The sequence below is a fragment of the Streptomyces flavotricini genome, from assembly GCF_020639365.1.
In the GTDB taxonomy this organism is placed as follows: Bacteria; Actinomycetota; Actinomycetes; order Streptomycetales; family Streptomycetaceae; genus Streptomyces; species Streptomyces flavotricini.
On record NZ_JAINUL010000001.1, the window covers coordinates 5,428,092 to 5,454,420 of the forward strand.

Annotated in this window: 21 protein-coding genes; 13 read left to right on the forward strand and 8 right to left on the reverse strand. The window is 73.6% G+C overall.

Annotated elements, in window-relative coordinates; genetic code table 11:
* Both K7B10_RS24700 and K7B10_RS24705 read left to right on the forward strand, forming a co-directional pair.
* The coding region (locus K7B10_RS24700; protein WP_229339191.1) for an LCP family protein at positions 1-1,529 on the forward strand (1,529 nt) is incomplete at its 5' end.
* A 224-nt stretch (positions 1,530-1,753) separates the two neighbouring features.
* Positions 1,754-3,409, forward strand: a complete 1,656-nt coding sequence (locus K7B10_RS24705; protein WP_372481561.1) for an LCP family protein — start codon at positions 1,754-1,756, stop codon at positions 3,407-3,409.
* A gap of 74 nt (positions 3,410-3,483) precedes the next feature.
* Here the strand turns inward: K7B10_RS24705 and K7B10_RS24710 are convergent, their stop codons facing one another.
* Positions 3,484-4,512 (reverse strand): glycosyltransferase family 2 protein, encoded by a 1,029-nt coding sequence (locus tag K7B10_RS24710; RefSeq protein ID WP_229339196.1) that lies wholly within the window; start codon positions 4,510-4,512, stop codon positions 3,484-3,486.
* Positions 4,513-4,724: 212 nt separating this feature from the next.
* On the opposite strand from K7B10_RS24710, the gene K7B10_RS24715 reads away from it, so the two are divergent.
* Positions 4,725-6,227 (forward strand): LCP family protein, encoded by a 1,503-nt coding sequence (locus tag K7B10_RS24715; RefSeq protein WP_372481455.1) that lies wholly within the window; start codon positions 4,725-4,727, stop codon positions 6,225-6,227.
* Between the two features lie 16 nt (positions 6,228-6,243).
* Here K7B10_RS24715 and K7B10_RS24720 read toward each other — a convergent pair whose 3' ends face one another.
* The gene (locus K7B10_RS24720; protein ID WP_229339198.1) at positions 6,244-6,795 is read right to left on the reverse strand and encodes an acyl-CoA thioesterase; all 552 of its coding nucleotides are present in this window, start codon (positions 6,793-6,795) and stop codon (positions 6,244-6,246) included.
* 166 nt (positions 6,796-6,961) lie between these two features.
* Between K7B10_RS24720 and K7B10_RS24725 the strand changes: the two genes are divergently transcribed.
* Complete coding sequence (locus tag K7B10_RS24725) at positions 6,962-8,317, forward strand: LCP family protein (protein WP_229339200.1); 1,356 nt, start codon at positions 6,962-6,964, stop codon at positions 8,315-8,317.
* Between the two features lie 62 nt (positions 8,318-8,379).
* Here K7B10_RS24725 and manB read toward each other — a convergent pair whose 3' ends face one another.
* Together manB and K7B10_RS24735 are read right to left on the reverse strand one after the other, a co-directional pair.
* Entirely contained in the window at positions 8,380-9,462 is a 1,083-nt protein-coding gene (manB, locus tag K7B10_RS24730) for a mannose-1-phosphate guanylyltransferase (protein WP_229345370.1), read from the reverse strand.
* Between the two features lie 120 nt (positions 9,463-9,582).
* Positions 9,583-10,335 carry a TIGR03089 family protein gene (locus K7B10_RS24735; RefSeq protein WP_229345372.1) on the reverse strand — a complete coding sequence of 251 codons (753 nt, stop codon included), beginning with the start codon at positions 10,333-10,335 and terminating at the stop codon, positions 9,583-9,585.
* Between the two features lie 139 nt (positions 10,336-10,474).
* Here K7B10_RS24735 and K7B10_RS24740 point away from each other — a divergent pair, with 139 nt between their 5' ends.
* Both K7B10_RS24740 and K7B10_RS24745 read left to right on the forward strand, forming a co-directional pair.
* The gene (locus tag K7B10_RS24740; RefSeq protein WP_229339202.1) at positions 10,475-11,902 is read left to right on the forward strand and encodes a peptidoglycan recognition protein family protein; all 1,428 of its coding nucleotides are present in this window, start codon (positions 10,475-10,477) and stop codon (positions 11,900-11,902) included.
* An 80-nt stretch (positions 11,903-11,982) separates the two neighbouring features.
* Positions 11,983-13,008 carry a DNA-3-methyladenine glycosylase family protein gene (locus tag K7B10_RS24745; protein WP_229339203.1) on the forward strand — a complete coding sequence of 342 codons (1,026 nt, stop codon included), beginning with the start codon at positions 11,983-11,985 and terminating at the stop codon, positions 13,006-13,008.
* A gap of 4 nt (positions 13,009-13,012) precedes the next feature.
* On the opposite strand, the gene K7B10_RS24750 is transcribed toward K7B10_RS24745, so the two are convergent.
* From K7B10_RS24750 to K7B10_RS24760, 3 genes are all read right to left on the reverse strand, one after another.
* Entirely contained in the window at positions 13,013-14,329 is a 1,317-nt protein-coding gene (locus K7B10_RS24750; protein WP_229339205.1) for a coenzyme F420-0:L-glutamate ligase, read from the reverse strand.
* Between the two features lie 11 nt (positions 14,330-14,340).
* A complete protein-coding gene (gene cofD, locus K7B10_RS24755; protein WP_229339207.1) occupies positions 14,341-15,300 on the reverse strand; it encodes a 2-phospho-L-lactate transferase in 960 nt (319 codons plus the stop codon).
* Positions 15,301-15,396: 96 nt separating this feature from the next.
* A complete protein-coding gene (locus K7B10_RS24760; protein WP_229339209.1) occupies positions 15,397-15,933 on the reverse strand; it encodes a cysteine dioxygenase in 537 nt (178 codons plus the stop codon).
* A 650-nt stretch (positions 15,934-16,583) separates the two neighbouring features.
* Here K7B10_RS24760 and K7B10_RS24765 point away from each other — a divergent pair.
* The 3 genes from K7B10_RS24765 (at position 16,584) to K7B10_RS24775 (ending at position 22,261) form a co-directional block, all read left to right on the forward strand.
* A complete protein-coding gene (locus K7B10_RS24765; RefSeq protein WP_003983763.1) occupies positions 16,584-16,847 on the forward strand; it encodes a WhiB family transcriptional regulator in 264 nt (87 codons plus the stop codon).
* Between the two features lie 279 nt (positions 16,848-17,126).
* The gene (locus tag K7B10_RS24770; protein WP_229339211.1) at positions 17,127-20,786 is read left to right on the forward strand and encodes a glycosyltransferase family 2 protein; all 3,660 of its coding nucleotides are present in this window, start codon (positions 17,127-17,129) and stop codon (positions 20,784-20,786) included.
* Positions 20,783-22,261 (forward strand): DUF5719 family protein, encoded by a 1,479-nt coding sequence (locus K7B10_RS24775; RefSeq protein WP_229339213.1) that lies wholly within the window; start codon positions 20,783-20,785, stop codon positions 22,259-22,261. Before K7B10_RS24770 ends, K7B10_RS24775 begins: the two co-directional genes overlap by 4 nt.
* A 73-nt stretch (positions 22,262-22,334) precedes the next feature.
* On the opposite strand, the gene K7B10_RS24780 is transcribed toward K7B10_RS24775, so the two are convergent.
* A complete protein-coding gene (locus K7B10_RS24780) occupies positions 22,335-22,814 on the reverse strand; it encodes a metallopeptidase family protein (protein WP_372481456.1) in 480 nt (159 codons plus the stop codon).
* 138 nt (positions 22,815-22,952) lie between these two features.
* Here K7B10_RS24780 and K7B10_RS24785 point away from each other — a divergent pair, with 138 nt between their 5' ends.
* The 4 genes from K7B10_RS24785 (at position 22,953) to K7B10_RS24800 (ending at position 26,315) form a co-directional block, all read left to right on the forward strand.
* Entirely contained in the window at positions 22,953-23,348 is a 396-nt protein-coding gene (locus K7B10_RS24785; protein ID WP_229339215.1) for a DUF3499 domain-containing protein, read from the forward strand.
* 75 nt (positions 23,349-23,423) lie between these two features.
* Positions 23,424-24,794: a phosphomannomutase/phosphoglucomutase gene (locus tag K7B10_RS24790; RefSeq protein WP_229339217.1), complete on the forward strand. Its 1,371-nt coding sequence runs from the start codon at positions 23,424-23,426 to the stop codon at positions 24,792-24,794.
* An 85-nt stretch (positions 24,795-24,879) separates the two neighbouring features.
* Positions 24,880-25,065: a Trm112 family protein gene (locus tag K7B10_RS24795; RefSeq protein ID WP_030156407.1), complete on the forward strand. Its 186-nt coding sequence runs from the start codon at positions 24,880-24,882 to the stop codon at positions 25,063-25,065.
* Between the two features lie 116 nt (positions 25,066-25,181).
* Entirely contained in the window at positions 25,182-26,315 is a 1,134-nt protein-coding gene (locus K7B10_RS24800; RefSeq protein ID WP_229339218.1) for an SIS domain-containing protein, read from the forward strand.
* Positions 26,316-26,329: the final 14 nt, after the last annotated feature.

A 26,329-nucleotide genomic window follows, 5' to 3' on the forward strand; every position in this document is an offset into this window, starting at 1 on the left:
GGCGCGGCGACGGTCCGCCCGGACGGCGCGGCGGCCGGCCGCGCAAGGGCGGTGGTGGCGGCGGCAGGCGCAAGAGGATCCTGGTCGTCACCGGCGGCACCCTGGCCTTCCTCCTGGTCGCCGGTTCGGTGGGCGCTTACCTCTACTACGACCACCTGAACAACAACCTCAAGGTCACCGACGTCGGCGACGCGGGCACGGGCGGGTTCAAGAAGGACCAGCCCATCAACATCCTGGTCATCGGCACCGACAAGCGCAGCGGCGCGGGCAACGAGGGCTACGGGGACGCGGAGAGCGTCGGCCACGCCGACACGACGATCCTCTTCCACGTCTCCAAGGACCGCAGCAACGCGACCGCGCTGTCCATCCCGCGCGACCTGATCACGAACATCCCGGCCTGCCCGACGAAGCAGCCCGACGGTTCGACCAAGACCATCCCCGGCGAGAAGGGGACCCGGTTCAACATCAGCCTCGGCCAGGAGGGCCGCGACCCGGGCTGCACGATGCGCACCGTGAAGGAGATCACCGGGATCACGGTCGACCACTTCATGATGGTCGACTTCAACGCGGTGAAGGTACTGAGCACGGCGGTCGGCGGCGTTCCGGTCTGCCTGGCCAAGGCCGTGGACGACAAGGACTCCAAGCTGAAGCTGGACGCCGGCGAGCACCGGCTGCAGGGCGAGGAGGCCCTGGCCTTCGTACGGACCCGGCACTCCTTCGGCAACCACGGCGACCTCGACCGGATCAAGACCCAGCAGCAGTTCCTGGGGTCGATGATGCGCGAGATGAAGTCGAAGGAGACGCTGACCAGTCCGAAGAAGTTCTTCTCCCTGGCGGAGGCGGCCACCAAGTCGCTGAACGTGGACTCGGGCATAGGCTCCATCGACAAACTCACCAACCTCGCCGGTGAGTTGAAGGACATGGACCTGAAGAACATCACCTTCACCACGCTGCCGGTGCTCGACAACCCGGCCGAGCCCGAGGGCAAGAAGGCGACCGTCGTCATCGAGCACGGGTCGGCCGATCCGCTGCTGAAGATGATCCAGGGGGACGTCTCCCTGACGGAGGTCGAGAAGAAGGAGCAGGCGGCGAAGGACGCGGCCGACGCGGAGGCCAAGAGCAAGGCGGACGCCCTGCTCCAGGGCAACCGCGCCCCGGCCGGCGACGTACGGGTGGACGTCTACAACGGCGGCGGCCCCAGCGGCTCCGCGTCCACCACGCTGGCCTGGCTGCAGAACACCAAGGGCGTGAACAAGGCCAGCAACCGCGGCAACGCGCCCGCCAAGGTCGACACGACCCAGCTGGAGTACGCGCCCAACCAGGCCGACCAGGCCCGGGCGCTGGCCGACATGATGGGGCTGCCGGCCACGGCGCTGAAGATGGGCTCGGCCGACGCCGCGCCCAAGACCCCGATGAAGCTGACGCTCGGCGCCGACTTCAAGGGGGCGGGGATCTCGCTGAACGCGCCGCAGAAGGCTCCGGAGGACATCCAGCGGGTCGAGGCCGACAAGGCGATCTGCGCCAAGTAAGGCGGCCGAGGCAGGCAGGGACGCAAGGACGCGGCGCGCGGACGGGCCGGCCGGGAGCCGGCCCGCAGGCCGCCGCGCCGCACCACGGCAGGGCAGGCGAGCCGAGCACGACCGAGCAAGGCCAGCAGCCGGGCCGGCAGGGCCGGTGGAACCGACACAGGCACCGACACCGGCACACCACGACACGAAGTGAATCTTGAGGGGGACGTGTGAGGCACAGCAGCGTGCGAGGGGAGGGGGCGCCCGCCCGGTCCGGTGAGATATCCGGCAGTGGATCCGGCACGTCCGGCGCCGTCCCCCCACCAAGAGACGGGTCCGGCGGCGGCGCTCCCAAGCGGCGCGGCCGCCGGCGGGTGCTGCGCTGGGTGTCCTCCGTCCTGTCGTTCCTCATACTCGCGACTGCGGCGGGCGGCTACCTGTACTACCGCCACCTCAACGGCAGCATCAAGACGGACGTCCTGAACCTCGGCGAGAACAAGCTGGGCGGCTCCAAGCCCAACGCCTTCGGCCAGACCCCGCTGAACATCCTCCTCATCGGCTCCGACGCCCGTGACGACGCGGCCAACCAGGCCCTCGGCGGGGCCAAGGACACCTTCGACGGCCCGCCCCTCGCGGACGTGCAGATGCTGCTGCACCTGTCGGCGGACCGCAGCAACATGTCGGTCGTGTCCATGCCGCGCGACACGATGCTGATGATGCCGAAGTGCACCGAGCCGGGCGGCAAGGTCCACCAGGCCAGCAAGGGCCTCGTGCAGACCAACGAGTCCCTCGGCCGCGGCGGGCCGGGCTGCACGGTCGCCGCCTGGACGGAGCTCACGCGCATCCCGATCGACCACTTCATGATGATCGACTTCAAGGGCGTGGTGACGATGGCGGACGCCATCGGCGGCGTCCCGGTCTGCGTCCAGCAGAACGTGGAGTCGCGCACCAAGGACGGCAAGGGCTCCGGCCTGAAGCTGCCCGCGGGGACCAACACCATCCAGGGCGAGCAGGCCCTGCAGTGGCTGCGCACCCGCTACGGCTTCGAGGACGGGACCGACCTCGGCCGCACCCACGCCCAGCACATGTACATGAACTCGATGGCCCGCGAGTTCCGCAAGAACGCCAAGCTCAGCAACCCGGTGAAGCTCAACAGCCTGGCGCAGGCGGCCATCAAGGCCATGGTCGTGGACCCCGGCCTGGACAAGATCGACAAGCTGTACGACCTCAGCATGGAGCTCAAGAAGGTCCCCACCGGGCGGATCACGATGACCACCATGCCGTGGGTGTACAGCACCCGTGAGGAGGGCCGGGTCGAGCCCAAGCCGGTCGAGGCCGAGGCCCTGTTCCGGATGGTCCGCGAGGACATCGCGCTCGACGGCAAGGGCTCCGGGGACCCGGCCGCCACCCCGGGAGGCAGCCCGTCGACGGCCGCCTCCCCCTCGGCCGCGGTCCCGTCCCAGCCGGCCGCCGACCCGGCCGCGCCCCCGGCGAAGATCGCCGTCGCCGTGCGCAACGCGACCGGCGGCAAGGACGGCGCGCAGACCCGGGTCAAGGGCCGGGCCGAGGACGCCGCCGCGATCCTGGTCGGCAAGGGCTTCACCAAGGCCCAGGCCACCCAGCAGACCGGGGCCGAGGACACCACCGTGGTCCGCTTCTCCAGCCCCGACCAGGCGGGTGACGCGGCTGCCGTGGCCACCGCGCTCGGCCTGCCGGCGAGCGCCGTGGAGAAGTCCGAGGACGTCACCGGGATCGTGCTGTTGGTCGGCAAGGACTGGCGGACCGGCAACGCGCCGACCCCGCCGCCGCCCGCCCCGACCAAGGCCCCGGACTCCGCCCGTCCGCTCAACGGGGACGACGACAAGGAGTGCATGGCGATCCAGCCGGGCTTCACCTGGTAGGACCCGTACGCGCGAAGGGGCCCGGTGGCGTCAGCACCACCGGGCCCCTTCGTGCGCGTGCGTACGCGGCCCGCTCAGACCCCGTCGGCGAAGTCCCGGCTCACCGCCGGGCGGCGGCTCGCGATGACCTTGGCCGCGAGCGAGCGCGGGCTGGTCAGGAAGCCGAAGCCCCAGGACATGTGCATGGTGGCCATGGCCACCGGGATCTGCGCCCGCGCCTTGAGGGAGAGCCCCTTGCCGGCCGGGACCGAGCCCACGGTGATCGCCGCGAGGTAGCCGGCCGGGACCGCGAAGCCCCACGGGCTGACGGCCGCACCGACCACGACACCGGCGGCGATCGCGCACAGGGCGGTCGGCGAGGCGAGGTAGCGCAGGTTGATCGAACCCGAGTGGTAGCGGGCCACCACGTGCCGCCAGCGGCCGTAGTCCTTGTACTGCTTGGCGAGCGCCCGTACGGAGGGGCGCGGGCGGTACTGGACCTTCAGCTCGGGCGAGAACCAGATGAGCCCGCCGGCCTCGCGGATGCGGAAGTTCAGCTCCCAGTCCTGGGCGCGGATGAACTCCTCGTTGTAGCCGCCCGCCCGCTCCAGCGCCTCGCGGCGGAAGACGCCGAGGTAGACGGTGTCGGCCGGACCGGCCTTGCCCCCGGTGTGGAAGGCCGCGTTGCCGACGCCGATCCTGGAGGTCATCGCGGCGGCGACGGCGTCCTCCCAGGCGTTCTCGCCCTCGGCGTGCATGATGCCGCCGACGTTCTGCGCGCCGGTCTCCTCCAGGAGGCGGACCGCGGTGGCGATGTAGTTCGGCGAGAGCATGCCGTGACCGTCGACGCGTACCACGATCGGGTGACGCGAGGCCTTGATGGCGGCGTTGAGGGCGGCCGGGGTGCGGCCGGAGGGGTTCGGAACGGTGACGACGCGGGGGTCCTCGCGTACGAGCTCGGCGGCGATCTCGTCGGTGCGGTCCTTGGACGGCCCCAGCGCGATCACCACCTCCATCTCACCGGCGTACTCCTGTCCGAGGATGTGGCGGACGGAGTCACGCAGATGGCGCTCCTCGTTGAGCACCGGCATGATCACCGAGACTGCGGGCTGCTGGGCGGGCATGTGGTCCTTCAAGGTCGGGTATCGGTGTCACGTTACCGCGTACGGGGGAAACGGGTGCGCGCCGCATGATCGGTAGGGACAACGGCTGATCGTATGGGCCTACTGTTCTGACGATCTGCCCGATGTGTCCGGTCCGATGAGTCCGGCCCTGATGTGTCTGGTTCGTCCCGGCAGGCCCAGCAGGCCCTGCTGCCCCCGCGGAGGTGTCCCCCGTGCCCCAGCCGCACCGTCCCACCCGACCCGCCCGGCCCCCGCGGCCGCAGCGCGCGCGGCGCGGCGGTGCTCCGGACCGGCGCCGGGGCAAGGACCGGCCCCGGTGGGGAGTACGGCTGGCGGCCGGGCTGTCCGTGGTGGTACTGGGCTCCGGGGCGATCGGCCACGCCGTGATGACCGGCCTGGACACCGGGATCGAGCGCGTGGACCCGTTCAAGGACATGAAGAACCGCCCGCAGGCCGGGCACGGGCTGAACTTCCTGCTGGTCGGCACCGACGGACGGGACAAGATCACCCCCGCGGACAAGCGCGAGTACCGCCTCGGGGGCGCCCCCTGCCACTGCACCGACACCGTCATGCTGGTGCACCTCTCCGCCGACCGGGAGCGGGCCAGCGTGGTCAGCCTCCCCCGCGACAGCTACGCCGAGCTGCCCGAGCACCGGGACGAGTCCAGCGGGAAACAGCACGGGCCGCACCCCGTGAAGCTGAACGCGGCGTACGCGGAGGGCGGGCCGCAGCTGACCGTGCGGACCGTCGAGAGCATGACCCGGGTGAAGATCGACCACTACCTGGAGGTCGACTTCGCCAGCTTCATGAAGACGGTCGACGCGATGGGCGGCGTGGAGATCTGCACCGCCAAGGCCCTGCACGACCAGAACACCGGCCTGGACCTGCTGCCGGGCAGCCACCGGCTCAGCGGCGGACAGGCCCTGCAGTACGTGCGCTCGCGCCATGTGGACGGGGCCGCCGACCTCGGCCGGATGCAGCGCCAGCAGCGGTTCGTGGCCGCACTGATCAAGCAGGCGACGGGCGGCGGGGTGCTGCTGAACCCGGTGAAGTTCAAGGAGGTCAGCTCCACCCTGCTGGGCTCGGTCCGGGCCGACCGGGGCTTCGGCTCGGAGCAGATGCTGGCCCTGGGCCAGGCCCTGCGCGATTTCACCCCGTCGTCCTCCGAGTTCGCCTCGGTCCCGATCGGGAACCCCTCGTACGCCGTCAAGGGCATCGGCTCGACGGTGAAGTGGGACGAGCCGAAGGCCTCGAAGCTCTTCGAGGCACTGCGCCTGGACCGGCCGCTGGCCCCCGCAGCGCCGGGACGGCAGCCCGCGAGCCGCCCGCAGCGCCGGCCCGCGGTGCCGGTGGACGTTCCGCCGGGGCAGATCCGGGTGCAGGTGGAGAACGGCACCCGGATCGACGGGCTCGGCGGCCGCGTGGACACGGCGCTGCGCGCCACCGGCTTCGACACCACCCGGTCCCCGGGCAACGGCGCGAGCCGCGACGTCAAGCGCACGGTGATCGCGTACGACCCGCGCTGGGACCGCTCGGCCCGTACGGTGTCGACCGCGCTGCCCGGCAGTGAGCTGCGGGCGGTGGCGGGCCAGGGGCGGACCGTCCTGGTGATCGCCGGGGCGGACTACCGGAAGGTGGTGCCGGTCCGGCCCGAGGATCCGCACCAGGGCCAGTTCGGGGTGGTCACGGGCGACCAGGTGATCTGCGGCACGTAGCGGGACGGCGGGAGCGTCAGTCGTCGCCGAAACCCTGGGCCGCGCGCTCCTCGCGCAGCGCCATGATCGCCCGGCGCCGGGCGAGCCGGTGCGTGCGGCGGATCTGGGCCTCCTGGTTGCGGCGGCGGTCCTGGTCGGTCTCGGGGAGCACCGGCGGGACCGTGCGCGGCTTGCCCTCGGCGTCCACGGCGGTGAAGACGAGGTAGGCGCTGCCGACCTGGGTGGCGGGGGTGGACTCGTTCCACCGCTCGGCCAGGACCCGTACGCCGATCTCCATGGAGGAGCGGCCGGTCCAGTTGCACTGGGCCTTCACGTGGACGAGGTCGCCCACGCGGACCGGGGCGAGGAAGGCCATCTCGTCCATGGACGCGGTGACGGCGGGGCCGCCGGAGTGGCGCCCGGCGACGGCGCCCGCGGCGTCGTCCACCAGCTTCATGATCACGCCGCCGTGCACCGTGCCGAGGAGGTTGGTGTCGTTGGCCGTCATGATGTGGCTGAGGGTGGTCCGCGAGGCCGAGATCGGCTTGCCCTGGGGTTCGCCGGCCGTCACGCCCTGTATCTCTGTCATACGGCCACCTTAGGCGGCGAGGCGCGGCGCCGGGCGACCCAGGCCCGGCCCTGACCCGTCGGTCACCGCCCAAAGCCGACGGGCAGGCATCAGCTCTGCAACAGCACCGGAACGAAGCGCCGCCCGGACTGTCGGGCACCCCGTCCGGCCGGGCATCCTAGGCGGCATGAGTGAGTGGCCCGAGGGGCGCAACGACAACGGCGACGACCGGTACGGACGCGGCAGCGCGCAGGCGCAGCCCGAGGGTGCCCGGCGGATGCCGCATGTCCAGCGCCGGCAGCAGCGGCCGGTGCCGCCGCAGCACCAACCGCAGCGACCGGCGCAGCCGCCGGCCCGGCCCGGGCAGCCGCCCGCGTACGGGGTGCCTCCGCAGCAGGCCCCGAGCCACGACACGTACGGCGGCTACGACAGCGGCTACAACACCGGCCATGTCTACGGGCGGCCGCAGAGCAACCCGGCGGGTCCGGGAGGTCCGGGTGCGCCGAGCGGTCCCGGTGGCCCGGGGGGTCCCGGCGGGCGGCCCGGCCGGCCGGCCGGACCGGCCCCGGACTGGCGCAAGCGGATCAAGATCGGCTCCATCGTGCTCGTCACGGCGCTGCTCGCGACCACCATCGGCACTTACTTCTGGGCCGACTCCAAGGTGCGCCGCGAGGTCGACCTCTCCAAGGTCATCGAGCGCCCGAAGGAGGGCGACTGCACGACGTACCTGGTCGTGGGCTCCGACAGCCGCGAGGGCCTGTCCGACGAGGAGAAGAAGAAGCTCCACACGGGCTCGGCCGAGGGCAAGCGCACCGACTCGATGATGATCCTGGCGGCCTGTTCCGGCGGCAACACGATGATCTCGCTGCCGCGCGACTCGGACGTGGAGATCCCGTCCTTCGTCGGCTCCGAGTCCGGGAAGAAGTACCCGGGCACGGGCAAGCACACCAAGCTCAACGCGGCGTACGCGGACGACGGCCCCGAACTGCTCGTGCGCACCGTGGAGCACAACACGGGCCTGCGCATCGACCACTACGCGGAGATCGGCTTCGCCGGGTTCGCGAACATCGTGGACGCGCTCGGCGGTGTCGACATGAACATCGAGAAGGGCTTCAAGGACGAGAAGTCGGGCGCCGACTTCAAGGCCGGCGAGCAGACCCTCAACGGCAGCCAGGCACTGGCCTTCGTCCGGACCCGGTACGCGTTCGCGGAGTCGGACCTGGCGCGCACGAAGAACCAGCAGAAGTTCCTGTCGACGCTGGCCAACCAGGCGGCGACGCCGGGCACGATCCTCAACCCCTTCAAGCTGTACCCGGTGTTGGGCGCGGGCCTGGACACGCTGATCGTGGACAAGGACATGTCCCTGTGGGACCTGGCCGACATGTTCTTCGCGATGAAGGGCATCAGCGGCGGCGAGGGCGTGTCGATGAACATGCCGATCTCGGGCGAGCGCGGCGGCAACCTGCTGTGGGACAAGGCGAAGGTGCAGCAGCTCGTCAAGCAGATCCAGAACGACGAGAAGGTCACCGTCACGGCCAACTAGCCGACGCGGACGCGAAGATGCCGCCGGCCCCTTGGGGGGTCCGGCGGCATCTTCGCGTGCTGTCAGCGGTCGGAGGAGAAACGGACGGCCGCGGAGGGCAGTTCGGCCCCGCACCACACCCGCGCGCCCGCGCGCAGTTCGTTGTCCGAGCCGACGACGGACCCGTCCCCGAGCACCGCGCCGTCCAGCACGGTGCGCGGGCCCACGGTGGCGCCGACGCCGATCAGGCTGGCGCGTACCCGGGTGTCCGCGGAGATGACCGCGCCGTCGAGCACGATGGAGCCGTCGACCACGGCGCCCGCCCCGATCCGGGCTCCGGCGCCCACGACGGTGCCTCCGGACAGCTTCGCCCCGTCCGCCACCTCGGCGCCGGGGAGCACCAGCGACTCGCCGCGCGGGCCCGGCACCGCCGGGGAGGAGACGACTCCGCGTACGAGGTCGGCGGAGGCCTGGACGAAGGACTCGGGCTTGCCGAGGTCCAGCCAGTACGTGTTCTCGGTGACGCCGTGGAGCCGGGCCCCGGAGGCGAGCAGACCGGGGAAGGTCTCGCGTTCGACGGAGACGGGGCGCCCGGCCGGAATGGAGTCGATCACGCTGCGGCGGAAGACGTAGCAGCCGGCGTTGATCTGGTCGGTGATGATCTCCTCGGGGGTCTGCGGCTTCTCGGTGAAGGCCAGCACCCGCCCCCCGGAGTCGGTGGGGACCAGGCCGAACGCGCGCGGGTCCTCGACCTGCACCAGGTGCAGGGAGACGTCGGCGGCGGCCGTCCGGTGGGAATCGACGAGCCCGGCGATGTCGAGGCCCGTCAGGATGTCGCCGTTGAAGACGAGGACGGACGAGTCCGGCCCGCCGGTCAGCCGCTGCGCGGCGTTGCGGATGGCCCCGCCGGTGCCCAGCGGCTCTTCCTCGACGACGTACTCGAGCGAGACGCCGAAGGCGGATCCGTCGCCGAAGTACGGCTCGAAGACCTCGGCGAGGTAGCAGGTGGCCATCACGATGTGCGTGACACCGGCGGCGGCGGCCCTGGCTATCTGGTGGGCGAGGAACGGAACACCGGCCGCGCGCACCATCGGCTTGGGGGTGTTGACCGTGACGGGGCGCAGACGCGTCCCCTGCCCCCCGACCAGCAGGATGGCTTCCAAAATTGTTTCTCCCCACCCGGTTCGGGCCCTATGAGGGTCCCAAGTTAGCCCATCCGGGTAAGCACCCGCCCACGCCCGAAAGAGACGAGGCCCACACCACTCGGCTCCTTCCGGGCGGCCGCTCTACGCGGCGGTGTGGGTGACGCGTTCCGTTTCGGTGCGGGCCGTCAGGGCCTGCGGGTCGAGGCGGTCCAGGTTGCGGCACAGGACCACCGAGGCGTCCGCGGCCAGGGCGGCGAACAGGCCGGCCGAGAGGCCGTCCCAGGTGTCGTAGCCCAGGCCGGAGAGCAGGCGGGAGCCCGCGGTGAGGCCGCGCTCCGCCGCGTCCTGGCGGGCGCGGTCGACGAGCTGGGCGTGCGTGAACTCCTCGCCGTCGACGATCAGCGCCGGACCGTCCGCTTCCACCGGGACGAAGGGGGCGAAGCGGTCGCCCTGGCCCGGGACCTCCACCGCGTAGTCCGCGAACCCGGCGGGCGGCTGCGGGAAGCGGCCGCCCAGCGGCCGCAGCGCGAGCGCCACGCGCTCGCCGTCGCACGCCAGGGCCTCCTCCAGGGTGTCCGGCCCGCTGACGACGAGATCGGCGTCGTCCGGGCGGCCGGCCACCGAGGCCACGACCCCGACCGAGTCGCAGGCGAGCAGCCAGACGGCGCTCTGCCAGTGCGCCGGGAGCAGCAGCGCGAGCCGGTCACCGGGCTCGGCGCCCAGGTCGCCCTGGAGCAGATTGGCGGTCTTGGCCACCCAATTGGCGAAGGTGGCGACGGACAATTCGACCCGTTCGCCCGTGGCGTCGTCGTAGAACGTGATGAGCGGGCGGCCCGGATCGGCGGCGAGCGCGGATCGCAGCAGGTCGGCAGGGGTGCGGTCGGTGGCGTTCACCCGGCCCAGCCTACGCGGGCCCCTCGCCCGTACGGCGGGCGCCGGCTCCTCCGTACGGGCGAGGGACGCGCCGACCGGATCGGACGGGCCGTCAGTTCTCCGATGGCGCCCGGTGGTGACTGTGGTCAGCATCGCTTCCATGCGTGGATTCCTTGCTTCCTCGATCGGTGTCGCGACGGCCGCCGCCCTGGCCCTGCCGCTCGCGCTCTCCGCTCCGGCCCTGGCCGCGCCCCCGCTGGGCGCGGCCGCCGCCCCCGTGACCCCCGCCGGGTCCACCCAGTCGCTGCCGCTCGCCCCGCTGGGTCCCGCGGCCGACCGGTCGCCCGGCTTCCCCGGCATGAGCACCTCACCGCGGCTGCCCGAGACCCGGGGGCTGCCCCCGCGCGAGGTCAAGAGGTTCTCGCTGGTCGGCGTCGTCTGGGACGACGTGAACACCCAGCTGTTCGGCCGGGTCCAGGTCCGCACCCGCGCCGTGGCGACCGGGAACTGGTCCGACTGGCAGGACATCGAGACCCACAACAGCGAACACGCCCCCGACCTCGACACCCGGGAGAGCGGCTCCGGCCGGGTCCGCGGCAGCACCGCCCCGCTCTGGGTCGGCGACTCCGACGGCGTCGAGGTCCGCGTCCAGGCGGAACCGGGAACCCCGGCCACCCGCGCGGGGGCCCGGCTCCCGTCGGGCATGCGGATCGAGCTCGTCGATCCGGGTGCGACGGACCCGGTGACGGTGGTCGACGCCAAGAACGGCTCGGCGGGCACCGCCGACGAACCCGCGGGCGACGACAAGGGCGACGTCGTGGCCCTGCCGGGCATGACCATGGAGACGGCGGAGTCCTCGTCCGCCAACGTCCCGCTGGCCGCCCTCGGCGCGAAGGAGATCACCGCCCTGAACAAGGCCGACTCCACCGCCGACGCCGTCCTCGCCGGGGACGGCACCCTCAGCGCGGCGGCCCGCCCGTACATCGGCCCGCGACCGCGGATCGTGACGCGGCTGGGCTGGGGCGCGGACGAGTCCCTGCGCGAGTCGGGCTTCGTCTACACGAGCACGGTCAAGGCGGCCTTCGTCCACCACAGCGCCTCCGGCAACAACTACGCCTGCAAGGACGCCCCGGCGGTGCTGCGCAGCCTGTACCGCTACCACGTGGTCAGCAGCGGCTGGCGCGACCTCGGCTACAACTTCGCCGTCGACAAGTGCGGCACGGTGTACGAGGGCAGGGCGGGCGGAGTCGCCAAGGCGGTGCTCGGCGCGCACACCATGGGGTTCAACACGGACAGCATGGGCGTCGCCGTGCTCGGCACCTACACGAGCACCGCACCGCCGGCGGCCGCCGTCAAGGCGGTGGCGCAGCTCACGGCATGGAAGCTGGGGCTGTTCAACCGGGACCCGCGGGCGAAGACCACGCTGAAGTCGGGCGGCGGCAACCTCTTCAAGAAGGGCACGAACGTCAAGCTCAACGTGATCTCGGGCCACCGCGACGGCTTCGCCACGGAATGCCCGGGCAAGCTCCTCTACGCGCAGCTCCCGCCCACCCGCACCTCCTCGGCAAAGCTCCAGGGCCGCCCCTAGGGCACGTGCCCGGCGTCGCGGGGCAGGCGGGACCTTGCGGACACCCCCTAGGAGGCCGTCGGCCGGGCTACGCTCGAAACATGGCCGGCCGCTTCGACCCCCTCACCCGCACCGCCGTCCGCGGCGGCCGCACCTCCGTGCCCGCGCCCACCGGGGCCGACGCGGTCACCGCCGCCGGCGCGGGCGCCCGGTCCCGGGAGTGGGCGCCCGGCCGGGGGGTCGATCTCGGGCTCACGCTCGGACCCCTGCGGCGCGGCCCCGGCGACCCCACCTTCCGCACCACCCCCGACGGCTCCGTCTGGAAGACCAGCCGGACGCCCGAGGGCCCGGCCACCCTGCGCGTCGCCCTCGCCCCCCGCACCGGCACCGCCCGCGCCGAAGCCTGGGGCCCCGGCGCCGCGTGGATGCTCGACGGCCTCCCGGCCCTGCTCGGCGACGGCGACGACCCCGCCGCCTTCGTCCCCCGCCACCGCCTCGTGCACGCCAGCCACCGCCGCCGCCCGGGCCTGCGCCTCACCCGTACCGGACTGGTCCTGGAGTCCCTGATCCCGACCGTCCTGGAGCAGAAGGTCACCAGCGACGAGGCGTACCGGGCCTGGCGCCGGCTGGTGTGCGGGTACGGGGAGCCGGCCCCCGGCCCCCGGGGCGGCGTCCCGCACGGCATGTACGTCATGCCCGACGCCCGGACCTGGGTGCTGATCCCCTCCTGGGACTGGCACAAGGCCGGCGTCGACGCCAAGCGCTCCGCCGCGATCATCCGCTGCGCGCGCGTGGCGAACCGTCTGGAGGAGGCCGCCTCGATGGAGCTCCCGCAAGCGGCCGCCCGGCTGGAGGCGGTCCCCGGCATCGGCCCGTGGACCTCCGCCGAGACCCTCCAGCGCAGCAACGGTGCAGCCGACGCCGTCACCACCGGCGATCTGCACCTGCCCGGCATCATCGGCTTCGCCCTCGCCGGGAACCGGGACGCGGACGACGCCGAGATGCTGGAGCTGCTCGCCCCGTACGCCGGCCAGCGCCACCGCGCGGCCCGCCTGATCCTCCTGGCGGGCCGCGTACCGCCCCGCCGCACCCCGAAGATGCCCAAGACGGACATCGGAAAGCTCTAGGGGGTCAGCGGACCTCGATGAACGCCTCCGCCGACCGATCCGGCCGCTGCGCCGGAGCCGAGGCGGCATGGCCCACCGCCACGGCCCCCATCGGGTCCCAGCCCTCCGGCAGCCCGAGCACCTTGCGCACCACGTCCCGGCAGAACATCGTCGAGGACACCCACGCCGAGCCCAGCCGCTCCCCGGCCAGCGCGACCAGGAAGTTCTGCACGCCCGCGCCCATCGCGACCACGAACATCTCCCGCTCCGCCGCATCGCGCCGGGCGTGCCCGTAGTCGTGCGCCCCGTCCGTCACCATGCACGGCACCACCAGGTACGGGGCATTGCGCAGCACATCGCCGCGCCGGACCCGCTGGGCGACGGACTCCTCGGACTTGCCGTCGCGCCGCAGGTCCTCGACCCAGGCGTCGCGCATCGCGTCGAGCAGCTCCAGCCGGGCCTGCGCCGACTCCAGCAGGACGAACCGCCACGGCGTCGTGTGGTGCGGAGCCGGGGCCGTCACGGCCGCCGCCACCGCGCGGCGGACCGCGCCCGGGTCCACCGGCTCGTCGGTGAAGGCCCGTACGGTGCGCCGCTGCGTCACGGCCTCCCGCACCGCCTCCGAGGTGCCCAGCCGGAACATGTCGTCGGCCGGCGCGCGCACCAGGTCGGCCGCGGCCGAACCCTCGCCGAGCACGTGGCCGAGGCCCCGTACGACGGCCACGGGCAGCCCGTTCGCCTTGCCCTTGACCAGGTCCCCGGCCGCCGCCAGTTCGTCCGCCGTGGCCACTATCGTCGCGCTCAGCGGATTGCCGCGGTCGTCCGTACCGCCGCGCAGGTCGTCCAGGACCCGCACCCCGGCCGCGCCGATCGCCACGTCCGTGAGCCCGGAGCGCCAGGGTCGCCCGAAGGTGTCGGTCACGATGACGCCGACGTCGACGCCGAGCAGCTCGCGCAGACCGGCGCGGATCGCGGCGGCCGAGGCGTCGGGGTCCTCGGGCAGCAGCAGTACGGTGCCCGGCTCGGTGTTCGAGGCGTCGACGCCGGCCGCCGCCATGACGAGCCCCTGCCGGTTCTCGACGATCCGCAGCGCGCCCCGGCGCGCGACGACCCGTACGGTCTCGGCGTCTATGGCGTCCTCGCGGGACTCGGCGCGGACGATCCGGCCCTCCGCCTTGGAGACGATCTTCGAGGTGACCAGCAGGACGTCCCCGTCCCGCAGCGCGGGGCCGGCGGCCGCGATCAGCCGGGCGAGGTCGTCGCCGGGGCGGACCTCCGGGATCCCGGCGAGGGCGCGCACCTCGTACGAGGGCACGGCGGGCACCGACGGCCCAGCGGGCACGGACGGCACGCTCACCGGGAGGCCTCCGCCAGCGCCAGCGCGGCCCGGGCCATCTCGGCGGTGGCGGCCAGGTCGGTCATCATCAGCGGTACCGCGCGGCAGGCGATCCCGGCGGCCTCCACCTCGGCGACCGCGTCCGCGTCGGAGGTGTCCACGAGCCAGCCGTCGAGCAGTTCGGCGCCGTAGTGCCGGGCGACGGCCGCCGCGGTGGACTCGACGCCGACGGCGGCGAGCACCTTGTCGGCCATCCCGCGCACGGGCGCGCCCCCGACGATGGGGGAGAGGCCGACGACGGGCGCCCCGGCGGCGGCCACGGCCTCGCGGATGCCGGGCACGGCGAGGATGGTGCCGACCGAGACGACCGGGTTGGACGGCGGGAAGACGATCAGGTCGGCCGCCGCGATGGCCTCCAGCACTCCGGGCGCGGGCTTGGCCTGCTCGGCGCCGACGGGTACGACGGCCTCCGCGTCGGGCGAGGCGCGCAGTCGGACCCAGTACTCCTGGAAGTGGACGACGCGGCGCTCGCCGGTCTCGGGGTCGGTGATCGCGACGTGCGTCTCGACGCGGTCGTCGGACATGGGCAGGAGCCGGACCCCGGGCTGCCAGCGGTCGCAGAGCGCCTCGGTGACGGCGCTCAGCGGGTAGCCCGCGCCGAGCATCTGCGTGCGGACGATGTGGGTGGCGAAGTCGCGGTCGCCGAGGCCGAACCAGTCCGGTCCGACCCCGTACGCCGCGAGCTCCTCCTTCACGGTGAAGGACTCCTCGGTGCGGCCCCAGCCCTGGTCCTCGTTGATGCCACCACCGAGGGTGTACATCACCGTGTCCAGATCGGGGCACACCTTCAGCCCGAACAGGTGAATGTCGTCACCGGTGTTGCCGATGACCGTGATGTCCGCGTCGGGGACGGCGGCCTGGAGGCCGCGCAGGAAACGGGCGCCGCCGATGCCGCCGGCCAGAACAACAATGCGCATGCGGACAGTCTGTCAGCCGGCCGCGGGCCGTCGTCGACGGGTGGCGGTCGGGCGGCGGGCGGCGGGCGGCGGGCGGGAGTGCCGGGCGGCGGGCGGTCAGGCGGAGACGGCCTCGGGCAGGGCCGGGGAGCAGCTGTGCATCGGCATCTCGGTCAGGCCCGGGAAGTAGACGTGCAGGCTGACGGCTCCTTCGAGGGTGTCGTTGACGACCTCGTGGGCGTAGCCGGGGGCGAAGACGCGCTGGGCGCCGGCGCCGAGGGTGAGCGGTCCGCGCGGGCCGTGCTCGGTGAGCTCGCCGTCGAGGACGGTCAGGACGCCGGAGGAGGCGCCGTGGTCGTGGCGGCCGCTGCCCTGGCCGGGGACCCAGCTGAGCAGCCAGACCTCGTAGCCGGGGCCGGTGCGCAGCCGGTGGTACCAGCGGGTGGTGGCGTCGTACTCGACCAGGTGCTCCCACTCGGCGCGGTTCGCGGCGATGGAGCGGGCCAGGCCGACGAACTCGGCGACGGTGGCCGGGTGTTCGCTGGCGGGCTGCAGGAGGTGCTGGACGGAGAGGATGTCGCCGGCGATCTGGAGGTCGCTCTCGACGGTGACGGGAGCGGTGACGGGAGCGGCGGTGGCGGTGGTGCTGTTCATCGTGGGGGTGTCCTCGACGGATGTCAGTCGTGCTGGCGGTCGCTGTGGGGGTGGCCGGAGCTCAGGGGAGCCGAAGCTCCGAAGGCATCAACAGCTGCAACAGCGACAGCGAACCTGGACAGCACTCAGGAACCCACGAATGGGGGTCCGGGTGGCGGTCGAGGTCACTGACATGGGGACAAGGAGACCGGGTCGAAGGCCCGACTGTCAACCCAATGCCTCGTATGGCCGCAAAAGTTTCATCTGATCCGGTTGCCGTGCTGGAAGAAAGGTTTGTGCAAACCGATGAAGGGGAGGTGGCGCTCACATCGCGCCGATGCCACACAGGCCCTGCCCAAACCCGACGCGCCGCCCCGTGATCGAAATGTGATCTGCGCCGCTTCTTTGGCTTGATCGCAACCGCACTGCGGAGTGACACGTCGATTGCGGGTGAACACGAGCCCTGTGGGGCACCGGATGCATGTGTCACGATTTTTGGCGATATGAACACTTTCTGCATACGCTTGGTTCCGCAGAGTGAATAAGGGGCCCAATAGCAGATCTCGGCTTGACTGCCCGGGAGCGGCCCACTTGTAATTTCACTCGTGTCGTTACGTAGCGATGAGTAACGACATCACCACGGGGACGCACAGACAGAGCGAGGGGCGCACATGACCGAGCTGTTTCAGGAACTGCTGGTCGAGGAGGCGGACGAAGAGCTCGGATGGCAGGAGCGCGCTCTGTGCGCCCAGACCGACCCCGAGTCCTTCTTTCCCGAGAAGGGCGGCTCCACCCGCGAGGCCAAGAAGGTCTGCCTCGCCTGCGAAGTCCGCTCCGAATGCCTTGAGTACGCACTCGCCAACGACGAGCGGTTCGGCATCTGGGGCGGCCTCTCCGAGCGTGAGCGCCGACGGCTGAAAAAGGCGGCCGTCTGAGCACGCAGCGCAACACCGCGCAACACCGCGCGACGCACGGCGGTACGCGGAACACCGCGCGGCGCACCGTGCGCAAGACCGCACGCAAGACCGCACGGAACAGAGCAACGAGCAGAGCAAACGGTCCGCCTCCTGCACCTTCCCCGCAGGAGGCGGACCGCTGTGTTTCCAGCCGTTAGTGTGGGGCGCTGTCCAGCAGCCTCCGGGAGCACACCACCCCCGGATCCACTCCCCGGACCGCGTCCGGGGGGACCCCCAGGCCGGAGGGCCAGTAGAGCGATGTCCCTGCACAGCCAGTCGACGGCCTCCCACCAGGCTGCCGCCACACCCGAGTTCCCCCGGCACGTCGTCACCGCGGTCCTCGTCGCCCACGACGGCGCCCGCTGGCTGCCCAAAACGCTCGCCGGCCTCCTCGGCCAGGAACGCCCCGCCCAGAGCCACGTCGCCGCCGACACCGGTAGCGCCGACGACTCCGCGCGCCTGCTCGGCGAGGCCCTCGGCGAGGACCGCGTCCTCCACCTCGCCCGCCGGACCGGTTTCGGCGCCGCCGTCGACGAAGCCGTCCGCAACGCCGGCACCCTGACCCCCGAGGACCTCCCGTACCTCAAGCGCCCCAGCGGCTGGGACCCCGTCAGCCGCACCTGGCGCGACGACGCCTACGACCTCCCCGAACTCCCGCACGGCGAACCCGTCCAGTGGCTCTGGCTGCTCCACGACGACAGCGCCCCCGAGCCCGACGCCCTCACCGAACTGCTCCGCGTCGCCGACGAGAACCCCGACGCCGCCGTCATCGGCCCCAAGCTGCGCGGCTGGTACGACAAGAAGCAGCTCCTCGAAGCCGGCGTCACCATCGCCCGCGGCGGCCGACGCTGGACCGGACTCGACCGCCGCGAACAGGACCAGGGCCAGCACGACCAGGTCCGCCCCGTCCTCTCCGTCTCCACCGCCGGCATGCTCGTACGCCGCGACGTGTACGAAGCCCTCGGCGGCTTCGACCGCCGCCTGCCGCTCATGCGCGACGACGTGGACCTCTGCTGGCGAGCCCAGAGCGCCGGCCACACCGTCCTCGTCGCCCCCGACGCCGTCCTGCGCCACGCCGAGGCCGCCGCCCGCGAGCGCCGCACCGTCGACTGCGCCGGACGCACGAGCTCCAGCCCGCACCGCGTCGACAAGGCCGGCGCCGTCTACACGGTCCTCGCCAACAGCTCCGGCCGCGCCCTGCCGTACGTCCTGCTCCGCCTGCTCGTCGGCACCCTGCTCCGCACCCTCGCCTACCTCGTCGGCAAGGCCCCCGGCCAGGCCGTCGACGAGATCACCGGCCTCCTCGCCACCCTCCTGCGCCCCGGCCGGATCCTCGGCGCCCGCCGCAGACGCGGCCGTCCCGCCGTCCCCGCCAAGGAACTGCGCCCCCTGTTCCCGCCCCCGGGCGCGAGCGTGCGGGCCAACGCCGAACAGCTCGCCGGCTACTTCGGCGCCGACCGCGACACCGACACGGCCGCCGTCGGCCGGCACGGCGGAGCCGTCGAATCCGGTCCCGGCGGCGACGACGCCGACTACCTCGAGATCGAACAGTTCGCGCGCCTCAAGCGGATCGCCCGCAACCCCGCGCCCGTCCTCTTCGCCCTCCTCCTGCTCGTGTCCGTCATCGCCTGTCGCGCCCTGCTCGGCGGCGGCTCCCTCATGGGCGGTGCCCTGCTGCCCGCCCCCGACAGCGGACTCGCCCTCTGGCGCGCCTACACCGACGACTGGCAGCCCGTCGCCGTCGGCTCCACCGCCGGAGCGCCCCCCTACCTCGCGGTCCTCGGCGCCCTCGCCACCGTGCTGTTCGGCTCCACCAGCGCCGCGCTGACCCTGCTGCTCGTCTGCTCGGTCCCGCTCGCCGGGCTCACCGCGTACTTCGCCTCCCGGCCGCTCGTCGAATCCCGGCTGCTGCGCGCCTGGGCCGCCGTCGCCTACGCCTTCCTGCCCGCCGTCACCGGCGCCCTCGCCGGCGGCCGCCTCGGCACCGCCGTCCTCGCGATCCTGCTGCCGCTCATCGCCCGCTCGGCCGTCGCCGCCTTCGCCTTCGGCTCCGCCGAACCCGCGGGCGGCGCCGGCGGAGCCGAAGGCGAACGGTCCGGCTGGCGCCCGGTGTGGACGTACACCCTCCTGCTGACCCTGGCCACCGCCTTCACCCCCGTCGTCTGGCCGCTCGCCGCCGTCCTCGGCACCGCCGCCCTGGTACTGCGCCGCGCCGAGTGGAAGACGTACGGCCTGCGGCTGCTCGCCACGCTCGCCGTCCCGCTCCTCGTGCTCGCACCCTGGTCGCTGAGCCTGCTCACGCACCCCGGCCGGCTCCTGCACGAGGCCGGCCTGCCCTACGGATCCGGCTCGGCCACCGCCCTGGACCTGCTCGGCATCAGCCCCGGAGGCCCCCGCACCGCCGGCGGCCTGCTGCTCGTCGGCATCGTGCTCGCCGCCCTGGCCGCCCTGCTGCGCTCCGAGCGGCAGTTCGCCGTCCGCAGCGCCTGGGCGGCCGCCCTCGCCGCGCTGCTGCTGGCCGTCGTGGTCAACCGCACCGGCTGGGCCGGGCCCGCCACCCTCGTCTACGGACTGGCCCTCCTCGCCGCCGCCGTCGTCGGCGCCGACGGCGCCAAGGAGCGGGTCGCCGCCAGCAGCTTCGGCTGGCGCCAGCCGCTCGCCGCGCTGATCGCGCTCGCCGCGGCCGCCGGCCCGCTGCTCGGCGCGGCCGGCTGGATGATCAGCGGCGCCGACGGCCCGCTGGAGCGGCGCGACCCGGTCCAGGTCCCCGCGTTCGTCGCGGAGGAGAGCGGCACCCGCGACCAGGCCCGCACCCTCGTCCTCGGCGGTGCCTCGCCCGCCACCGTCTCCTACACCCTCGTCCGCGGCTCCGGCGGCCGCCTCGGCGACGCCGAACTCGCCGCCGCCGCCGGCAGCAGCCCCCAGCTCGACAAGGTCGTCTCCAGCCTCGTCGCCGGCTCCGGCGCCGACCAGAGCGACCAGCTCAGCGGGTTCGCGATCCGCTACATCCTGGTCCGCGACGGGGCCCCGCAGCAGATGCGCAAGGTCCTCGACGCCACCCCCGGCCTCAGCCGCCTCAGCCAGCTCGACGGCAGCGCCCTGTGGCGGGTGGACCGCCAGGTCGCCCGCGCCACGATCGTCTCCGGCAAGCCGGGCGAGGCGCCCATCCCCGTCGCCTCCGGCCCCGTCGAGGTCCACACCAAGATCCCGGCGGGCGAGGCGGGTCGCGTGCTGCGCATCGCCGACCGGACGGCCCCCGGCTGGGCGGCCGCCCTCGACGGCAAGCCCCTCAAGCCGAAGACCCTCGACGGCTGGGCCCAGGGCTTCGAACTGCCCGCCGCGGGCGGCCGCCTCGACCTCGTCCACGAGGACGCGCTGACCCGGACCGCCTGGCACTGGGCCCAGGGCCTGCTCGCGCTCGTCCTGCTCGTGATGGCCCTGCCGGGCCGCCGGGCACGCCTCGACGACGACCTGCCCGAGGAGGAGGCGGAAGGCCCCGAGCGCTCCGCCGCGGGCGAGGCCGGAGAGGGCCGCCGGGCCCGCCGGCTGCGTGCGGAGGCGCAGTCCGCCGACGCCGCGACGGCCACCGCCGAGGAGCCCCCGGGCGCGGTCGCGGACCCGTACGCGCAGATCCCGGCGCAGCCGGTGTACGGGGAGGACGCGTACGCGTACCCGGCGTACGACGACCAGGGCTACGCGTACGAGCAGCAGCCCCAGCAGCCCCAGCAGCCGTACGTGCCGGCGCCCGCCCAGGCCCCCGAGTACGAGCAGTACCCGTACCCGCAGCAGGGCTACGAGGCCCAGCCGGCGTACCCGCAGCAGCCCCAGCAGCAGCCGTACCCCTACCCGCCGTACGAGCAGCCGTACGACACCTACGGACAGCACGAGCCGCGTCCCGACGGGAGCCCCCAGCAGTGAAGCAGCGCGCACCCCTGACGCTGGCGGCGGTGGCCGCGGCCCTGGCGGCCGTCACCGGCGTCGGGTACCTCACCGCCCCCGCCGCCCCGGCCGCCGAGGCCAAGCCGGCCGCCGCGGCCCGGATGCCGGTGGAGCGGTCCGCGCTGGTCTGCCCGGCGCCCAGCTCCTCGGACATCGCGGAGACCACGTACACGGCGATCACCCCCGGCGCCGCCGGGGGCGGCAAGGGCACGGCCCGGCTCCTCGGCGCGACCAAGGAGGCCAAGCCGGTGCTGGAGCTCAAGGAGCGCGGCAAGCCGGCCGGAGCCACCGCCTCCGGCGCGGAGGCGCCCGCGCTGACGGGCGTCGCCGACGGGATCCTGGCCCCCGGCTGGACCGCGCAGCAGACCACGAAGGTCGCGGTCGGCCGGGCGCGCGGCGTCCTCGGCGTCGGTTGCACCACGCCCGGCACCGACTTCTGGTTCCCCGGCGCGAGCACGGCCAAGGGGCGCGAGGACTACGTGCACCTCACCAATCCGGACGACACCGCGGCCGTGATCGACATCAAGATGTTCGGCCCCGACGGGGCGGTGAAGTCCGACGGCGGCACCGGCGAGAACATCCGGATCGACCCCAAGTCCACCAAGGCCGTCTCACTGGCCTCGCTGGCCCCCGGAACGCAGCTCCCGGACGTCACCGCCCATGTGACGACCCGTGCGGGCCGGGTCGGCGCCTCCGTACAGGTCGGCGAGGAGGGGGTGGGCTCGGACTGGCTGCCGGCCTCCGCCGACCCGGCGGGCTCGCTGGTCCTGCCCGGGATCCCGGCGGACGCCACCTCCGTACGGCTGGTGGCCTTCGCGCCGGGCGAGGAGGACGCGGACCTCACCCTCAAGCTGGCCGGGCCGAACGGCTCGATCAGCCCCGCCGGCAGCGAGCAGCTGCACGTCAAGGGCGGGATGACCGCGAGCGTCGACCTCAAGGACGTGACCCGCGGCGAGGCGGGCGCGCTGGTGCTGGTCCCGGCGAACGGCAAGAAGGCCGTACCGGTGGTGGCCGCCGTGCGCGTGGTCCGCGGCAGCGGCGCCAAGCAGGAGCTGGGCTTCGTCCCGGCGACCGCTCCGGTGGGCACGCGGGCCACGGTCGCCGACAACCGGGCCGACGAGAACGCGACGGTGCTCTCGCTGACGGTGGCGGGCGGCCCGGACGCGAAGGTCAAGGTGACGGCGTCGGCGGGCACGGAGGCCGGGGAGCCGGCCTCGAAGGAGGTCACGGTCAAGGCGGGCACGACGCAGGCGGTGACGCTGGCCCCGGCGGGCGCCAAGGGCGCGTACGCGCTGACGGTCGAGACCGTCTCCGGCGGGCCCGTGTACGCGGCCCGGACGCTGACCCTGCCGCACGAGGGGATCCCGATGTTCACGATCCAGGCGCTGTCGGACGACCACGCGATGGTCTCGGTCCCCAAGGCCACCCAGGACCTCACGGTCCTCACCGACTAGCACCCCGTACGGGCGGCCGGGACGGTCCGGGGCGGAAGGCCCCGGGCACGACCCGGGCGCGTACGGCTGCCCGTCAGTCCTGCCCGTACCGCGGGTCCACCGTCTCCGGGGACAGCCCCAGCAGCTCGGCCACCTGCTCCACCACGATCTCGTGCACCAGCAGCGCCCGCTCGTCCCGGCTCTTCGTCCGGATCTCCACCGGCCGCCGGAACACCACGACCCGCGCCGGCCGCCCCGCCCCGTCCGACTCCGACAGCGCCCCGAGCGGCACCGCCTCGTCGTTCCAGCCGGCGTCCGGACCACCCGGCGGCCCCGGCACGTCGGCGACCACGAACTCCACCTCCGCCAGCTGGGGGAACCTCCGCTCCAGCCGCTCGACCGAGTCCCGTACGAGGTCCCCGAACAGCTCCGCCCGGCTCGCCGACAACGGCACCTGCGGCGGCGCCAGCGGCCCCCGCATCCCCCGCCCGTGCCGGTCGCGGCGGCGCGGCCGCGGCTCGGCGGGAGGCTCGGCGGGGCGGGGCGGGGCGGGGGGCAGGGGGCTGTCGGTCACCCCCGCAGCGTAGCCCTCGCGGCCCCTCCCACCCGGGCGTTTCCGGACCCGCCGCGCCCCTCCGCGGGCACGACACGGGGGAGCGGGCCGGGGGAGAGTCGTCGCGGCCCGGTCAAGAGTGCGGTACCGTCCAACGTCGTGAGCCTTGTACGTCGCTGTTCGCGCACCGCGTGCGGCCGCCCTGCCGTCGCGACACTGACGTACGTCTACGCCGATTCGACCGCAGTCCTCGGCCCGCTCGCCACCTACGCGGAACCCCACTGCTACGACCTGTGCGCCGAGCACTCCGAGCGCCTGACAGCCCCGCGGGGCTGGGACGTCGTGCGCCTGACCGACGGCTCCGCGCCCTCCCGCCCGAGCGGCGACGACCTCGAAGCGCTCGCCAACGCCGTCCGTGAAGCGGCCCGTCCGCACGACCGCGCGGCGCAGGCCGGCGGATCAGGTCCGGGCAGCGGCGGCAGCGGCGGCGGCGGCAACGGCACCGGGGAGACGCGCCGCGGACACCTGCGCGTCCTGCGTTCGCCCGACTCCTGACATCACATGGTCTGAAAAGCCGCTCTCCGTGCAGGTAGGTTTGCTCCACCGCACAGCACTTCAGGAGGGCAGGCAGTGGCCGCAGATCTTTCGAACATCGTCAAGGCGTACGACGTACGTGGTGTCGTACCCGACGAGTGGGACGAGTCGCTGGCCGAACTGTTCGGGGCCGCCTTCGTCGAGGTCACCGGTGCCACCGCGATCGTCGTCGGCCACGACATGCGGCCCTCCTCCCCCGCGCTGTCCGGGGCCTTCGCGCGCGGCGCCGCCGCCCGCGGCGTGGACGTCACCCTGATCGGGCTCTGCTCCACCGACCAGCTGTACTACGCCTCCGGCACGCTGGACCTGCCCGGCGCGATGTTCACGGCCTCGCACAACCCGGCCCGCTACAACGGCATCAAGCTCTGCCGGGCCGGCGCCGCCCCCGTCGGCCAGGACTCCGGGCTCTCCACCATCCGCCAGCTCGTCGAGCGGTGGTCCGAGCAGGGCGCCCCGGCCGTCGCCGAAGGCACCGCCCCCGGCACGATCACCGAGCAGGACACCCTCGCCGGCTACGCCGAGCACCTCAAGAGCCTGGTCGACCTCACCGCGATCCGCCCGCTCAAGGTCGTCGTCGACGCGGGCAACGGCATGGGCGGCCACACCGTCCCGACCGTGTTCGAGGGCCTGCCGCTGGACGTCGTCCCGATGTACTTCGAGCTCGACGGCACCTTCCCGAACCACGAGGCCAACCCCCTCGACCCGAAGAACATCGTCGACCTCCAGGCCCGCGTGCGGGCCGAGGGCGCCGACCTCGGCCTCGCCTTCGACGGCGACGCCGACCGCTGCTTCGTCGTCGACGAGCGGGGCGAGGGCGTCTCCCCGTCCGCCGTCACCGCCCTGGTCGCGGCCCGCGAACTGGCCCGCAACGGCGGCACGGGCACGGTGATCCACAACCTGATCACCTCCTGGTCCGTCCCCGAGGTCGTCCGCGAGCACGGCGGCACCCCCGTCCGCACCCGCGTCGGCCACTCCTTCATCAAGGAGCAGATGGCCACCTCCGGCGCCATCTTCGGCGGCGAGCATTCGGCGCACTACTACTTCAAGGACTTCTGGAACGCGGACACCGGCATGCTCGCCGCGCTCCACGTCCTCGCGGCCCTCGGAGGCCAGGACGGCCCGCTCTCCGGGCTGGTCTCCTCGTACGACCGCTACGCGGGCTCCGGCGAGATCAACTCCACCGTCGCCGACCAGGCCGGCCGGCTCGCCGCCGTCAAGGCCGCGTACGGCTCCGCCGAGGGGATCAGCCTCGACGAGCTCGACGGCCTGACCGCCACCTCCGCCGACTGGTGGTTCAACCTGCGCGCCTCCAACACCGAGCCGCTGCTGCGCCTCAACGTCGAGGCCCGCGACCCCGAGACCCTCGCCAAGGTCCGCGACGAGGTCCTCGCCCTCGTCCGGGCATAAAGCCCTGTCACGGCCGGGCCGCGCGAGGTGCGGCCCGGCGGTACGCTGACCTCGCCCAATCCGCATGTTCGAAGGGAACCGCCCCATGCCGCTCGAAGCCGGTCTTCTGGAGATCCTCGCCTGCCCCGCCTGCCACTCGCCCCTCGAGGACAAGTCGGCGGACGAAGCGGCTCCCGAGCTGATCTGCACCGGCCAGGACTGCGGCCTCGCCTACCCGGTCCGCGACGGCATCCCGGTCCTCCTCGTCGACGAGGCCCGCCGCCCCGCCTGAGGCCGCCACCCCGGGCCGCGAGCCCCGGGACGCACAGGCACCAAGGGGCGCCCGGCGCAGCGCCGGGCGCCCGAGCAACCGAGTCGCCCGCCCTTCTGAACCAGCCGGAGGCCGCAATGCTCGACGAGTCGCTCCTCGACGCACCGGACGAGCTCGCCCGCGCCGACCGCCGCGGTCTGCTCCGCGGCGCCGCCGAGGCCGGAGCCCGAGTCCGTACCGCGGCCCGGCACGCGACCGACGCGGGCCTCGCCGACCTGCGCCCCGACGGCCGTCCCCGCGCCGTCCTCATCGCCGGCTCCGGCACCGCCGCCACCGGCGTCGCCGACCTGCTGGGCGCCCTCGCCGGAGCCTCCGCACCGGTCATCCGCCTGCACCCCACCGGCGTCGCCCACGCCGCCGGCGCCCTGCGCTGGGCGCTGCCCGGCTGGGCCGGCTCCGTCGACCTGCTGCTCCTCGCCACCACCGACGGCACCGAGCCCGGACTCGCCCTCCTCGCCGAGCAGGCGTACCGGCGCGGCTGCACCGTCGTCGCCGTCGCGCCCCAGCGGTCGCCGCTGAGCGAGGCAGTGGACGGCGCGCACGGGCTCCTCGTACCGATGGCCAAGGCCCCGTACCAGGAGTACGACGAGTCCGCCGCGGCCGGCCCGGGCGCCCTGTGGGCCCTGCTGACCCCGCTGCTCGTGCTCCTCGACAAGGTCGGGCTGATCACCGCCGCCCCCGAGACCCTGCAGGGCGTCGCCGACCGGCTCGACCGCACCGCCGAGCGCTGCGGGCCGGCCATCGCCACGTACTCCAACCCGGCCAAGACCCTCGCCGCCGAGCTCGCCGACTCCCTCCCGCTCATCTGGAGCGAGGGCGCCGGAGCCGGACCGGCAGGCCGCCGCTTCGCCGCCACCCTCGCCGAGCTCGCCGGCCGCCCCGCACTGGCCGCCGACCTGCCCGAGGCACTGCCCGCCCACGGGGTCCTGCTCGCCGGCTCCTTCGCCGCCGGCGCCGACCCCGAAGACTTCTTCCGTGACCGGGTGGAGGAGCCCCAGGCCCTCCGTGCCCGCATCGTCCTGCTGCGCGACCGGCCCACGGGCGGCCTCACCGCCGCCCCGGCCGCGCGCGAGCTCGCCCTCAGCCACGACACGGCCATCAGCGAACTCGAACCGGAGGAGGGCAGCGAACTGGAACAGCTCGCCGAACTCCTCGCCGTCACGGACTTCGCCACCGCCTACCTGGCGCTGGCGACCAGGGGACACGGCTGAGCACACCACCGTGC

Excerpts from the sequence above, each read along its gene's own strand:
- K7B10_RS24720 (WP_229339198.1), bottom strand. The coding sequence starts at position 6,795 with ATGACAGAGATACAGGGCGTGACGGCCGGCGAACCCCAGGGCAAGCCG.
- cofD (WP_229339207.1), bottom strand. The coding sequence starts at position 15,300 with ATGCGCATTGTTGTTCTGGCCGGCGGCATCGGCGGCGCCCGTTTCCTG.
- K7B10_RS24745 (WP_229339203.1), top strand. The coding sequence starts at position 11,983 with ATGGCCGGCCGCTTCGACCCCCTCACCCGCACCGCCGTCCGCGGCGGC.
- K7B10_RS24740 (WP_229339202.1), top strand. The coding sequence starts at position 10,475 with ATGCGTGGATTCCTTGCTTCCTCGATCGGTGTCGCGACGGCCGCCGCC.
- K7B10_RS24800 (WP_229339218.1), top strand. The coding sequence starts at position 25,182 with ATGCTCGACGAGTCGCTCCTCGACGCACCGGACGAGCTCGCCCGCGCC.
- K7B10_RS24725 (WP_229339200.1), top strand. The coding sequence starts at position 6,962 with ATGAGTGAGTGGCCCGAGGGGCGCAACGACAACGGCGACGACCGGTAC.
- K7B10_RS24770 (WP_229339211.1), top strand. The coding sequence starts at position 17,127 with ATGTCCCTGCACAGCCAGTCGACGGCCTCCCACCAGGCTGCCGCCACA.
- K7B10_RS24765 (WP_003983763.1), top strand. The coding sequence starts at position 16,584 with ATGACCGAGCTGTTTCAGGAACTGCTGGTCGAGGAGGCGGACGAAGAG.
- K7B10_RS24795 (WP_030156407.1), top strand. The coding sequence starts at position 24,880 with ATGCCGCTCGAAGCCGGTCTTCTGGAGATCCTCGCCTGCCCCGCCTGC.
- K7B10_RS24710 (WP_229339196.1), bottom strand. The coding sequence starts at position 4,512 with ATGCCCGCCCAGCAGCCCGCAGTCTCGGTGATCATGCCGGTGCTCAAC.
- K7B10_RS24760 (WP_229339209.1), bottom strand. The coding sequence starts at position 15,933 with ATGAACAGCACCACCGCCACCGCCGCTCCCGTCACCGCTCCCGTCACC.